Source organism: Ignavibacteriota bacterium, from assembly GCA_016212665.1.
Taxonomy (GTDB): Bacteria; Bacteroidota; Ignavibacteria; order UBA10030; family SZUA-254; genus FW602-bin19.
The window spans coordinates 1-15400 of sequence record JACREZ010000031.1 but is presented as its reverse complement, the minus strand read 5'-3'; the positions used below and the strand labels follow the sequence as shown (position 1 = coordinate 15400).

Genomic DNA, 15400 nt, shown 5'->3' with positions numbered 1-15400 from the left:
AAAAATTCCTTTGAACTTAATATTCGAGACGAACGCCGAGCCGAATTTGACGCGGAGGACCGAACAAATCTCCTCCTTGAGTTAGTGCATAGTGCTGTCTGTTACCGATATTGATGGCACGATACATATCAACGAATTGTTGCCCGCGAGTTCGTATTGCCGTTCCACTTAAATCCGGATTGCTCAGATACCCATCATCATACGCATTCCCTGTTCTCGAATAGACGTTTACTACATTTTGTGTATTGAGTAAATTCTGGACATAAACATAAATGTTCATGTCAATCGGACCGAAGTCAATAGATTTATCAACTCGCAAATCGAAGTTGAAAAACCACGGCGTTGTGGATGCACCAATAGGTTCAATCGGTGTTCTGTTTCTCGGGTCATCATCAGCAAGAATGGCTCCTTGCGATGCCGGTCTCTGACCTCCTTCACCTTTCGCACGTGTAAAACTGTGCCCGCTGTTGAACGTCAATAACAGATTCGCTCCTAACCGGGAAAGAATCGGACCACCATCATTTTCTCCGAAACGATAATCAAAGTTCATCGTTCCGCGATGCGCCTGATTAAAATCGAGCGGAGAAATTACAGTTGGACGAATCGTTCCTGTTTCCGTCGCTCCTACTGCGGAATACGGATTGGAACCAGTTCCCTGAGCATCGGACATTGTGTAATTAATTTGTGCCTGAATACGATTAGTCCGTCTCAACGTCATTTTAAATTCCAAACCTTTTGTTGTTGCGTAATCACCGTTTTGAAGTGTGTTATAGCCAACGATACTTGCATTAGGTTCAGCCACGATTTTGGTAATTTGAATCTGCCCTTGAATGTCTTTGTAAAATCCGGTAATATCGAACACGGCATAGTCGGAGATTTGTTGAGTAAATCCTACCTCATACTGCGTTGTGCGTTCCGGATCTAAACCATACCCGATTGGTGTCGGAACAAAATAAGAACCACCGAACATCACCGCAGAAATTCCTCGTCCTGCATAGAGTGTGCTTAATTGAGGAGCCTGCAAAAATTTTCCGTACTGGAGATGAAATGTTGTTCTGTCGGAAACCGGGAAAGAAAGACCCAGACGCGGGCTCACCTGCTTGAACGCCGGCTTCTTCTCCATTCCATCGGGGATAATCTGGTCATTCAATTGACTGATGAGTGGATTTCCAGCCCCATAGTGTCTTCCGGCTTCACCGTACTTCCCTTCATAATCAATGAAATCTCTGAATTGCTTGTCATCACTATCAATAATATCCAATCGGAAACCCGCCTTCACGACAAGGTCGGATAATTCCAATTTATCCTGAAAATATAACGCTGCAAACTCCGGATGTTTCGGTCCATCGAAACCATCGTCAATTTCATTTCCATAAACATCATACCCGTACGCGCTAATGTAATCGCCTGCTTTTTGAAAAAGAACATCACGCTCGTAACTGCCGGTGAGCGGATCGTAGGCGCTGGGACTTCTGTACAAATCTGGGAAGTTGATAATGTCTGTCAACAAATTTTCTCTACCGGGGCGACGCCCGACATAGTACCCGCGAACAGTATAATATTGGTAGGAACCGCCAATCTTAAATTCGTGCGATGAAACCTGGGAAGTTAAATCGAATGTTCCGCCGAGATAATTTTGCTTTGCTTTTGAGTACATCGCAACAGATTTTCCAAGATGGTCGAACTGGAAATCATTCAACGAATAATCTTCAAGTTGTTCCGCTAAATTGGAATTTGCATGATACCCTAACGCGGCTAACGCTACGCTATCTTTATATTTCAGATAATTATCTTCAAACAACGGGTCATATGTCTTTGCCCGTTGGTCGAAATAATTCAGATTCGCTTCATAAAACGTCGTTGTACTGAGGAAATGTGTAAACTTGACATTAAATAATCCGTCACCGATTTCACGACTCGGAATTCTCGCGCCGTTAAATAAATGTGTAATCGGAGAATCATGAATATCGGACCGTTGGTCAAACACATTGTCGAGTTGCCACGTGTAGGTTGTCCCGATACGAAGCAGATACGGATTGTAATCAAACGTCAGTGTTCCGTTTAAAGAATATTTATTCTTCATCGTTCCGGGAATATTTCCGGGACCTAATTCCAGAACTTTTACGGTATCCGGGTTTGCGACCGGACTATTTTCATCAATGAGATTTTCAAAGCGGAATGGCTCGATGAATCGTACATACGTATCCCGTTGAAACTGGTTCTGCCCTGCGATGAAAAGTTTTATTTTATCCGTAACGATGGGACCACTCAATGTCATCACATAGTCACTATAGCCGTATGAGTATGTTCCTAAAAATTTCTTGTTGGGTGTATGTTCAAAAAATCCTTCGCCCAGATTGAAATTATCAGTCTCCATCTGAAGTGTCGTTTTGAAATTACTTGTCCCTGAGCGGAGTTGCTGTCGGATGATTCCGGCATTCGAGCCGCCATATTCTGCCGTATAACCGCCTGCATGAACCTGGAATTCTTCCAATGCTTCGGGAATAATATTGGTGACATTCTCACCCGTTAGAATATTTCTTGTCGAAACGCCTTCAACATAATAACCAACCTCATCGGCGCGACCGCCGCGGATATACAGTCGTTGGTTTCCTCTCTCTTCCTGCATAACGATACCCGGTTGTAATGCTACTGCACTGACAACACCGCGCACCGGTAAATTTTCCAATTCTTCTTTTGTCGCAATCCGGACGATATTCGTCGCGCTTTTATTAAACATAGGACGTTCTGCGACAATTTCCATCGGCTTTAATTCAACACTGGAAGATGTGAGAACGAAATTGATTTCCGTTGTTAAATCGGAACTCACGCGGATGCCGCTTTTTATTACTTCCTGGTAGCCAATATAACTTGCCTTCAGGCTGTATTCCCCGGAAGGAACGCTTAAAATAATAAACTGTCCATTGATGTCTGTAGAACTTCCGAAACTCGTTCCGACAATTTGAACGGTTGCACCAATCAAGGCTTCTTTTGTTTGATTGTCCGTTACCTTCCCGACAATTTTTCCGTTACCGGCAAATGAGGAAAGTGAAACAACGAGAATGAAAAAGAGGGAGTACCAAATTCGATTCATGATTTAATTCCTGATAATTGTACTTTACGTTGCGAGGTATTAATCATCATTATATTTTTTTAACCGGTATGTTGAGCCGCTATCAACGATTGCAAACGTCAACCGATTACCTCCATACAATGTCAACTGGGAAACCGAGTCACCGATGGATGAAGGAGAACCTTTTGGTGAAGCAAAAAAGCTATACGTTCCTTGTCGTAGTTTTACGTACGTGCTGAAATCATTGGTTGCTAAACTATCAACCGACTTTATCACGAGCAGAGAATCGTTAGCAGGTATTCCTTTTATCGTAAGACTTTTTGCAACAGGTCCTTTAGAAACATTGACGAATCGTATTCCAATCGAATCACTCGGCGCCGGGGTAAACAACCTCCGTTCAGATCCAAAAGCATAATTGACAACTCCATATCGAACCTCTCCATTAGCATCTGTAAATAACGGCGCCGCATTTCGGAGGAAAAAGATTGTCGCCTTATGAAATGAAGAGTGTTCTTTGGAAGGCGTGGTTGAATCAGCGACAACCAAATCAATATCATGGGGAATGATGGGATACTTATTCGTCGTTTTCTTCGTTACCGTTTCTTCAAATGTAAACTTTCCTCTCCCTAACGTGTCACGTTTTACGGCATGGGTTGTATCAATGACAATATATTCAAGCGTATCGAGACGAATGCCGCTTGTTACTAATTGAATTTTTCTATCGCCGGAGGGAATTTCCCGGTAAGGTGTAGATTCACCAAACTGAAGCGTTGCGTATGCGGCTCCGTCAATGAACATTTGCAACGTTGAATCATACTTAACAGCATAGCGCATATAGTACGATTTTGTCGTTTTTATTTTATTGGTATCGGCTAATGTAATAGAATAGGTATTAACCGTCGTATCAAACCGAACAAGCGTATCGCGCCTGATGTTCAGGTGAACGGCGATACTATCAAAATCAACAAACGTTGTATCGCAGGTATGAGTAGAAGAGTGACACGTGATTTGTTCAATCGAAGTTGCAATTGTATCTCGTGTAATCGTCGTATCAACAATGGAAATGGTAACGACACGGGTTACCTGAGTATCTACACTTGAATAGGTTTGACGCGTACCAAGGGCTTGCTGGGAAACATCTCGTGAAAGGAAATAACTGACCGTATCAGTGCCGGTCATAAGATGAATGTAACGCGTGACTGTTTGCGGATCAGGAAGTTGCGGACCGGTTTCCGGTATATCAACACAACTCCAAAGAAGAAGTGAAAGAACTACCGCAACACCGAGAATAATTCTCATTGGCATACTTATGTTAAATTATGTAAAAAAAAGTCTTACGACTATGAATTCAATAGTAAGAACTGTTCCGTCATTGATAATAAAAACGGAATAAAAAAAACTTTTCTCCTTAATTTTTATGAAAAATTAAGGAGGGATAAACAATAATGAAAATACAAATGATTATAGAATTCTATTTTAACAGTACCATTTTTTGTGATGAGACAAATGGCTTTTCTGCCCTAGTTCCCTGTGCTGTAGCAATCATGCGAACATAATAAATTCCGCTCGGCATGACTGCCCCCTGAGTATTTTCCCCATTCCAGGAAATACTATGATTTCCCGGTTCAATTTCTGAATACAGTAAACGGCTCACCTCTCTGCCTAAAACATCAAAAACGCCGATGTATATCAATGCCGCTTCTTCGTTTGAAAAATTAATTTGTGTTGACGGATTAAAAGGATTCGGATAATTCTTTGAGAGAACAAATCCTTCCGGAATTATTTCCGGCTCCGGTTCAACATCTGTCGGCGTAGGATACGCGCCGTACGAAATAATCAGCAGTGATTTTGTGCTGATGTTTGTAAGAACAGCAGTAGAAACCAAGTCCATGCGTTCGCGTAATGTCAAACCGCCGAACATATCCATGATAATCATGCTGTCACAAATTCCTCGAATGAACGAAGAGTTCCATGAAATATGTATCGGATACTCTCCGGTGCCTAATTGAAATGCAACTTTAAACGAATCAACTTGTCCATATGTTTTGAATGGAAGCCGGTTCAACCGTAAGCCTTGTCGAATCTGGTTCGGACGACTGGGAATATCTACAAAGCGAAGGTCAAACTGACCGGTTGAAACTTGCGGTAATTCAAATTCACCGATACGCGGGTCTATTCCGTGAGTTGCATTCGGGTGTAACCCAAAATATACCGTATCTTTTCCAAACCCGGTTTCACTCACAGATAACGTAGTAACCCAATCAGCGACTCCAACAATGGTGGTCTTGAAACTATTGACACTTGAAAAGGGACCATAACCTGCAGTATTCTTCGCTCTCACACGCCAATAATACCACGTTCGATTATCTAAATTATATAACTGCCAACTCTGTGTCTGAATCGAGGTGTCGTTATAAACAATTGTTGTAAAGGCGGCATCTTTAGCAACTTGTAAATGATAACTATCGGCTCTGTCGGGAATACTCCACTGTAATTCAGGAGTGACAGACACACCGGTAACGCCGTTTTCCGGATGAATTAAATTCGATTGTTCGGGTGGAAACAAGGTTTTGAACCACCACACCGTTGAATACTCGCTCGTACCGGCTTCATTCTTTGCGTTCACTCTCCAGTAATATGTTTTGCTGAACAGAAGCGGACCGACTTGTTTGCACAGCGTTGTGAGTGTCGAGTCATTGAAAACGAGAATGGTAAAATTTGTATCCAATGCTACTTGTAAACGATACGATTCAGTTCGCCGGGATGAATCCCAACACATGACCGGATACTGTAACACACCAAGCGTTGTAGAATCAGGTGAAAAAAGTAACGGCGCTTTCGGTCGGGTCAACCTTACAGTTCTGAACTTTGTCTCCTGAAATGCTCCATCTCCCAGGTCGTTCGTGGCTTTCACACGCCAGTAATACCATGTATACGGTTCGGTGGCTAAAATTTTCTTCTGTGTATCGGCAAGCGCTTCATCATACAAGAGGGTTGTAAACATGGAATCTAAGGAGACCTGAAATACATACCCCTGAGTACACGCATCGCCTCTCCATCGTAGTGTTGGCTCATCTGTTACGCCGGTATCACTGGGCGCAACAGGGGACACAATCAGAGGTAGTCGCGGGATATTTCTTCTCACATCAAATACAAAAACAGGAGAGAACTGTCCCGTCCCTGCAGAGTTGCGTGCATTCACTCTCCAGTAATACCGTGTACAATAATCAAGCGAACTGATTGTTGTCGTTGTATCTGCAACAGTATCACGTTTTACTATCGCTGTAAAATTAGAGTTTTTTGAAAGTTCAAGTACATATGAAAGCGGTTTATTCCTCGCACGATTCCACACAAAAATAATTGTTGTATCGGGAACCGGCGGTCCGGCATTCGGTGGTTGAGCAAGCGCAGGAGGGCTTGGAATGACCACCGGGGTCGTAAACATTCGTGTAACAGAACGTGGACCAAAAACATTTAAACCGTTTTTCGCAGTCACTCTCCAAAAATAATTTTCTTCTCCCTCTAAATTCGGTGTTTGATATGATGTTTGAGTAAGACTTTGGGAAAGTAAAATCTGTGTAAATCCTGTATCAGCCGCGATCTCTACAAGATAGGTTCGTGAACAAATATCACCTGTCCATGAAAGTGTGGGTCGGTCTCCAACAACAATTGTACTGTCGAGGGGATTAACTAACGATGGCTGTCCCGGGTCAGTATCAATAACGGTAAAACTTCTCGCAGAAGAAAAAGCGCTCGTGTCGGTTGCGTTTAGTGCATTCACTCTCCAATAATAAGGATTGCAATGCGAAAGTGTCCCGACCTGAAAAAATGTATCGGCTGTTGCTTGCGTTGTAACAATATCTGTGAAGGTATTATTGCGCGATACCTGAACATTGTATACGGTGGCGGCAATGTTCCTTCTCCATCGTAACATTGGTTCTGTCGGAACAGTGTTATCACCTTCACTCGGTGATGAGAGTTGAGGAGGACCTAATCGTGTAATAAACGAAAACGGAACATCTTGATAACAACCCGACAGCACTTCGCTCATCGCACGAACATGCCAGAACAATTTTTGACTTTCAGGTAAACCGCTGACTGCCTTAGATGTTGAGTGTGCCGTATCAGTGAAAACAATATTTGTGAATAAGGAATCAGTTGCTACCTCTACTTCATACAGTACTGTATTCGCAACAGTACCCCAGGAAAGAGTTAACGATGGAGACTGCTTTGTCGCCCCATTCGGCGGCTGTTGAAGTATAGGTGCTGTTGGTGCAATTTGAGAACCTTTCATTCCTTTTACAATCATCCGCAAATTAGAAAATTCTGCATCAGTAATATCATGTGATGAAGTTGTTAACATATTCACTCTGATTGTGCCGGTTGAACTGGAATACTGAATTCGCGCACTGTCAAAGTACAATGAAAGATTTGAAACCCAAAATAATCTGAAAGGAAATCCACCAGCGGTACTGGGTTGCAACCTCAGTCGGAAGGTGTCCGGATCTGAACTCACAAACGAATGAATATTATCATACACTCCTTGACCCAAACAAGTCCCTTCCGATGAACGCGATTTCGTAAAACGAACATCAAAGACTCCTTCAGGTGGTGCTGGAGGCGCTTCATACTCTTTAATAACATCACAAGGACCAAATGTCAATGGTGCATCAATACAAAAAGTTGCATCGGGATGATACCCGAACCAAAGCGTATCCCGTTTGCCGGTTGAACTCCCTCCACCATCAGCAATGATAAGCGGTAATTTTATTTTAACCTGACTCGACGATATTTCAGGAAATAATACGCAGAGTAATATGAGACATATAATGGTAATATTTCGAATGTGTTGTGTCATAACAGAAGCCCCAAATGAGAATGCGGAGTTCGCCAGAAGCGAATTCCGCATTCGGTTATTTCCTATCAAACTGTTGCTTGTACCAAAAAATCTATAGAGGAAACGAATTACTTCATTAAAACAATTTTACGAACAGAACTGAACTCATCATCAACACCGTTTTCCGTGTACTTTGCATTCATACGGATATAATAGGTTCCGCTTGATGCAACGATGCCGTTATCCGTCATTCCGTTCCATGTTACTTCATATTGTTTCGGAGAAAGTTGTTCATTCACTAATGATGCAATTTTTCTTCCGAGGACATCATACACCGCAATCGTTGTTTCCGATGTGTTTTTTATATCAAACCGAATTGTTGTTGCCGGGTTGAACGGATTCGGATAGTTCTGATTGAGTCCGAACGTTTGGGGAATAACCTCACCTACCTCACGGACTCCAACAGTACCATCAAAAATTATAAGTACTCTATTAACTTCCGCAGAAGTGATATCGTGGGATGAATTTGCAACCATGTCAACGACAGTAGTGGGTTCATCTGGAACAGTATATCGCATTGTCCATGAACCGTTGGCATAAGTAGTACCTGATAAATTCCATGAAAAATGAAATGGGTAAGCGCCACCGGACGCCGCACTTCCTTGAAATTGGACACGGAAGGTATCTCTGAATGAAGATGAAAAATTCTTGGCTAAATGAAAATTATTCGGTAACCCTTGACCAAGGCAGGCAACCGCGCTTGTCCTGTTATTAATAAATCGTGCATCAAAAACTCCATCCGGGGGAAGCGGAGGATTTTCAAACTCGTTGACAGAAACTCCGAACGGAGCTACTTCAAACGTGTCTGCATCAATGCAAAATTCTGAAACTGAAGTGGCATTGGAAAAACCAGCATAGAGTGTATCTCCGCCGGTTGCATCATCCTTCACAATCAGTTGTAAGCCGTACGCGCCAACTCGTGCCTGTGAATAACTTGTTGTTGATAGAGCAATAACTGCAATCAAAATTACAGTTATCGAAAAAATAGTACGTAATCGCATATTAGGGATTCTCCCTTATTAATTTATGTGTCTGAATATTTGTGAATTAAATTATAATTAGCTCTCCCGCCCTGCTCTCGCAGGACGGGAGAAAATACCACACTTACTTCGCTAACAACATTTTCTTTGTCTGCGTAAAGTGCTGTGTTGCACCTGTTTCTTCGTTCGTTACATCTGTGAGGATCTGATAGAAGTACACACCTGAGGTCAAGCCTGACGCATCAAATGTTTCGCTATACACGCCATCAAAGAATTCTTCACGATCGAGAACCGTCGCAACTTCCTGACCTAACATATTGAATACCTTTACGGTAACAATTGCCGGTTCAGCAAGTTCAAAGCTAATGGTTGTTGTCGGGTTGAATGGATTTGGATAGTTCTGGTTCAAAGCAAATGCTGTCGGAACCGGAGGATGTTGCTCAGTCGGAATCTGATACGGTTGTGCATTCGGATTCGCGATGAGAATATCGCTCTGGCTCACCGGCATTACGCCAGTCCATGACAATTTTCCACCTGCAAAGAACGAAGCAGTATCAAGCGACGTAGAAGCAAATTCTGCGTTGATTGATGCTACTGCCGCATTCATATCACTGAATGTGGAAGCAGTGACGAATTCCCAGTTGGTCATCTTATCGTTTGCATCTGCAAGGATTTGACGAACGGTCATTCCGTCCCATGCTTCATACGAACCGACGTACTTCAAATCACCGAAGCCGGTCGGGGTCTTTTCGAAGTCGCTGGCGGCGATGTTCACTGCCAACACCATCAAATTACCGAACAACACGTTATCGTGTTTGTCGGGTCCAAGGTTCTTGTTCAATTTGGTGATTCTCTTTTCACCGCCTGTGAAGAAGTCAAGTCCACTTGCTGTACCGTCCTGATAGAGAGGTCCAAGTTTTCCTTTTTTGTACAAGGATGCCTGAACGTCTCCTTCTTTCGCCGGTTTTACATAGCCTTTTACTGTCTTACCATTGGATAAGAGATTACCTGCTTCACCGACTTCGATTCCGGTCGCGAGACTTGAATCTTTTGCCTGCTTGAAGATTTCTGCAAGCATGTTGACAAGGTTCGGGAAGTTTCCTGCTTTACGTGCAATTGCTTTACGCGCTGCATGTGATTGCATGGTATCAAGTGTGAACGTACGATATGTATTTTCGCCGTCTGAATCCTGGAAGAGGAGGAATACATTACCGGTTGAATTTACACCGCTTGCAGGTGAAATTGCAATGCTTGCTGCTGTGGTTGCTGTAAATCCTGAAGGAACTGTTACCGACAAGGTCTTTGCACCACCACCAACACCGGTGAAGGAGAACGTACCGCCGGTTTGGTCGGAAGAACCGGTCAAACTAACGGTTGCACTCATCGGAGCATCTGCACCGTTGACTGCGCCGTCACCGTTATAGTCACGATATACTGTTCCACTGACGGTGATGTTTTCGAATTTACCAAAGTTTTTGTTCAACTGGTCTGCGCCGGGGACTGTACCGCTCACTGCTGAGAATACAAATGTTCCTGCGTTTGCAACCGGAGTTGTTTGTGACCATCCGGTTTGGTTTGCTACACTAATCGTGTGGTTTCCGGTTCCTACATATGTTTCATAGAAACCATCTGCATCGGTGGCGAATGTACCGCCGCCGTTACCGCTGATGACTACATCCCAACCTTCAAGAGCCGGTTCGCCACCGTCCCATGTTCCGTCTCCGTCTGTATCATCAAATACATATCCGTTGACTTTCGGTTGTTTGAAATGGAGTCTGGTAATTGTTGAGTTGACACCGCTTGTCGCGACTGTTACGGTCGTTGACGCTGCGGGGTTGGTAACTTCCCAACCGCTCGGTGTGCTGGTTTGTGTGAATACATACACGCCAACATCAAGGTCGGAGAATGTTTCGGATGCTGTTTGGCTTCCGATAACGGAAGAAGCAAACGGGTCGCCATCTTTCGTTACGTCGAAATTAACAAATGCGCCTGAAGGCAGTGCTGTTACGTCGCCGGCATCTTTGATTCCGTCGCCATCGAGGTCGTTCAGTGCCTCAAACTTGATGATACCAAGTTTGAAGTTACCGAAGTTGACCGTTGCTGTCGGCTCTGCACCGCTGATTGTGATGGTAACACAAGTATCTGTTGTTGCTCTGTAACCGCTTTGCTTTACTTCACGGATGTAGTACGTTCCGGGAGGCAATGCAATTGAGTATGCACCGTTTGCATCGGTCGTTGCTGTTCCAACAACGGTACCGGTGCAAGAAGTTGTACGTGCCTGGATAGTCCAGCCGGAATATCCGGGTTCGCTATCGTCAGAGCCGTTATTGTTCACATCATTGAATTTTTTACCGCTGACTGAACCGAAGAATGCACCGAAGTTGACAACATCATCATCGTTGTCTCCGGTGTTACTTACTGTTGATTTACCGGTCGTTGCTGCATCTGCAGGAATTGTGAATCCGTAACCGGGTAACACAACTTCAACTTCGTATGCTGCGGGTAAATTAACCTTTGTTTGATCAAATGAATACATACCGCTTCCATCAGTCGTGGTGGTTGCGATGTTGCTTCCAAAACGATTTAATTTTACCGTTCTGTTCGTCATCGCTGAATCGGCTCCATCCATCACTCCATTTCCATCAATATCATGGAATAATTGACCGATGATTGATGAACCACTAAATGCCGTTGGGTCAGGTCCAATACTAATATTATCAATTGCCCAACCACCATTCGCGGGACCATAGACTGCATCAGAGAAAGCAACAAAACGGAAGCGGATTGCCGAAGCGCGTGTTGCACCGGGATAATTCGCCGCTGTCATCTTTATAGCTGAATACACCCATCCTGAAGGTGAAACTTCATCACTGTTTGATACCCATGAAGGCCAATCAGTCGGCTCGCCGGTCATCAAACCATATTGTTGTGCTGTTGAATAATCGAATGCATCAGGATCAATCTGTGCTTCTTCATATAAATCTTCATTGTACCAATTGAGACCATTTGGATCATTTAATACACCGATATGATTCCACGTTGAACCATCAAGTGTATATTCCCACCAACTACGATCCCAATCCCATTCAGTTCTGATTGAATGGAAGAAGGAAAGGTAAAGGTCGGTTCCAGCACCGATATTATCAATGTCAAGCCATTCCGATAAAACAATGTTGGCTCCGGGATAGGTCGTGGAATATCCCTGTGAACTTGCATAGGCTCCCTCTGTGTACTTTGTTGCATCCGTGGGCCTGGTGGTTACTAAAGAATAACCGGAATATGGTCCGGCTAGTTTTGTAAACGAATTACTTCGTTGCCATTCACCCAATGCCGGATTGGTTGCGATTGGCGATGTTGTCCAACCTTCTAAACCAGTATCAAATGTAAATGTTTTCGCAGTTGTGAGAGCTGTCGGTGCGCTGACCGTGATGCTCTTTGAAGTTGCATCGTTACCGGTTGCAATATCACCGGCGAGGTTGTGAGAAGCGGAAGCAGTATAGGTTCCCGGGGCAGATGGATTCCACGTGCCGACCGTGATTGTTTTGCTTTCCATCGGATTCAATGTAACTCCATTGAGAGTTGCATTGAAAGGAACTGCATCAGGAATACTGACAGAAACATCAAACGCTGAAGTTGCTGTCGCAGAGTTGTTCTTTATTGTTACTTTCACTGGTTGCGGCGGACCCACCGGCACACCTGCTGGCGGAGCGGCAAATCCGGAAGCAACGACATCCGGTCCGTAGGCTGTTGTGAAGTCTGCGCTATATTCGTATGCGCCTGCATCACGCTTTCCTGCGGCCGAGGTATCACGTGCCGTTCCATCAAAGTCATCTAAAACGTTGACACGTGACTTACCAATATTTTCTGCTGATGATGGACCTGCAGTGTTGAGTGTTAAGTCCGCATTGAAATTGACTGCGCCAAACACGCCATTGATGTTGTGTCCACCTGCGAGAGCAGCGTTCACACCATTTAAACCGGCAACGAAATAACCACCGCTTGCATAGACAGCATTATAATCTACTGTGCCGCCTATGGTATAACCACGTCGGCTGGAAGCGCCGCTTCCTGTCATTTCGTTTGACAGAGCATTGTTATACGCAGTTGTTACACCGTTTAAGCAAGTACTCGTTCCACCGGTGTTATCACCAACTAAGCGAATTGAATTGTGGTAAACATTTCCTGCCGGACCACGGATACCAGTAATTGATGTAGATGTAGCATCTACTGTAATGTTTGTAATTTTATTATTTTTTACCGTAGAAGCAATGTTTAGTCCAAGATTGAGGAAGTAGATTCTTGTACCATAAGATATGATACCTGAACCAAACGCATCAATTCCAACATTCTGAAGAACGTTGTTATCAAACACGCCATTATCTACTGCAATCCAGTGCATAGCAGTTGACTGACCTAAGAGTGTTAAGAATGAACCACCATTGAACGCATATTCATCTTCATACTCAGTTGTTGCATTGGTTTTGTAATAAACAAGGTATTTTGTTCCGTCAATAACGTTATTTGAAAAATTAACATTATAGGTATATACACCTAAAATACCAATGAGAACCGGGTCACCAAAGGCGCCACCGATATTACAATTGGTGATAGAGATTCCACCACCACCAACGAGGGCATCTTGACCTAAGAACTTCATACCAAAACTTGCACCTGAAATTGTCAAGCCATCAAAAGTAAGTCCATAATTTTCGTATGGATCTCCATCGGGACTGAAAGCAAATATAGCTGAACGACCTTCTGTTTGACTCGCCCAGACTGCATTGTTTACACGTCCTTTGATGTCAGCATTTTTCACAGCAATGTTTTCACTTCCACCGGTAATGTATACCGTTGAACCAAAACCGTCTGAAGTCGGGAATGGCTGTGCCGCATCCCATTGTAATGAGAGACTTGCACCGCCAGTGTTCAAACCGTCAATGGTAAAGTTCTTCGCGCCAGTAAACGCAAACCCTTTACCATTGGTTGCTGTTGAAAAGAAATTAATTGTGACTGCAGTTGCTGCGGCAGGTTGCACTGTAACAGTATAATCACTGTTACCAGCATACGAACCGATTGCAACCATGAATTCGTTGTAGCTTGATGCGTTCAATTCAAACGTGACATCATCAGATACACCGACATAATTCAACACGGCAACTGCCGCTCCGATAGACGCGAAGTCTCCCGGAATCTGGTAGGTACCGGCAAGTGGTGTCGTAGCAGTAACATCTTTCTGCGGGACCACTTTTGAGTATTGCATATAATTAGCATTGGTACTTTTGGGTGAAGTACTTTTTGCTTTGCTTAATTCTGATTCGGGAACATCCGAATCTTTAAGCTGTACATTAGGTTTCGCTGATGACAAACGTTTCCATTCAACTTTACCTTTGCTGGTAGTCTGGTTAAAGCTAGACTCTTTACCTGCGAAAGTTAAGGTTGCAACGAAGGACGTTATGAGCACCAACGTTACAAATAGTTTTAGGTATTTCATACCTGCTCCTGTTTGTTAATTGATTGTTAGTGGATTAGTTAATTTGGATTTCAAAAATTTCAAATTCTTTTTTTGTATATGTATGAACATGACGACTCGCGTGAAACAACACCGTGGTTGTTCAACAGCATGATTCATTCTGTGTCCGGTAAAAGAAAAATAATTTCACACGAATAATCAGTATTCAACTTTCAATAGTAACTTGAGTATTTGTCTTGGTGAATAACCCACCTTATGTCTGCATGCGTTCGCTCAGCGTATTGAACTTAAAAAGGTGTGGAAGCAATTCGCTGAGAGAATCTTAACACTTCGATGTTTTATTCTGCCGTATTTTAAGAAAACTTTTGCAAAGTGTCAAGTGTTTTTGCAAAAATATTTACATTTTTTTTTGAATTCTATTTTTTGCGTCAAATACTCTATTCAGAAGGATTTCGAGAGGGAGGAAAAACGGAATAAATGGAAAAAGCCCGATAAAAAAACATTATCAGACAATTTTCTTTCCAGTACCGACATGCACCGAGCCAACGGCTTTCCCGTCGTTGGCGGAACAGGCACATTACTTTCTCCATTAAAGCATCAAATGAATGATTGATTACATCAGGAGAAGTTCCAAAAACTCTATTTTTTTTTGCGTCACGTTGTGTTTTTCTCTGTATACGTTGCGGTGAATTTTTAGATAGAAGTTTTGAAACTGCATTAAACAACAATGTCCGACAGTATTCTATCGGACATTGTATTTGCATTTCCACGGTTGGCGGGACAGGCGCTTCTCAGTTCCTCCTTCAGGAATACGAATCGATTTTCGTTCATCAAAAAAAATGGGGCTGTCTCAAAAGGGCAGCCCCTTTGTTTTGTTTATTGTGATTGATAGTGCAACAAGATCGAACCAGAATCGTTATTGGTGGTATGCCAACAGCAATTTTCAAACCGTATTCTCCCAATCAATTACAACTTCTTCC

General features: G+C 43.2%; 5 protein-coding genes. All 5 read right to left on the bottom strand.

Translation table 11 applies throughout. From position 1 onward, the window contains the following. Nucleotides 1–16 precede the first annotated feature (16 nt). Nucleotides 17–3094 (bottom strand): TonB-dependent receptor, encoded by a 3078-nt coding sequence (locus HY960_10500; GenBank protein ID MBI5216170.1) that lies wholly within the window; start codon nt 3092–3094, stop codon nt 17–19. Nucleotides 3095–3133: 39 nt separating this feature from the next. Beyond that, nucleotides 3134–4378, bottom strand: coding sequence for a hypothetical protein (locus HY960_10495; protein ID MBI5216169.1), 1245 nt, complete (start codon nt 4376–4378; stop codon nt 3134–3136). A 166-nt stretch (nt 4379–4544) separates the two neighbouring features. Further along, nucleotides 4545–7931, bottom strand: a complete 3387-nt coding sequence (locus tag HY960_10490; GenBank protein ID MBI5216168.1) for a hypothetical protein — start codon at nt 7929–7931, stop codon at nt 4545–4547. Between the two features lie 107 nt (nt 7932–8038). Continuing rightward, nucleotides 8039–8971 (bottom strand): T9SS type A sorting domain-containing protein, encoded by a 933-nt coding sequence (locus HY960_10485; protein ID MBI5216167.1) that lies wholly within the window; start codon nt 8969–8971, stop codon nt 8039–8041. 103 nt (nt 8972–9074) lie between these two features. After that, a complete protein-coding gene (locus tag HY960_10480; protein ID MBI5216166.1) occupies nt 9075–14210 on the bottom strand; it encodes a T9SS type A sorting domain-containing protein in 5136 nt (1711 codons plus the stop codon). Nucleotides 14211–15400 lie beyond the last annotated feature (1190 nt).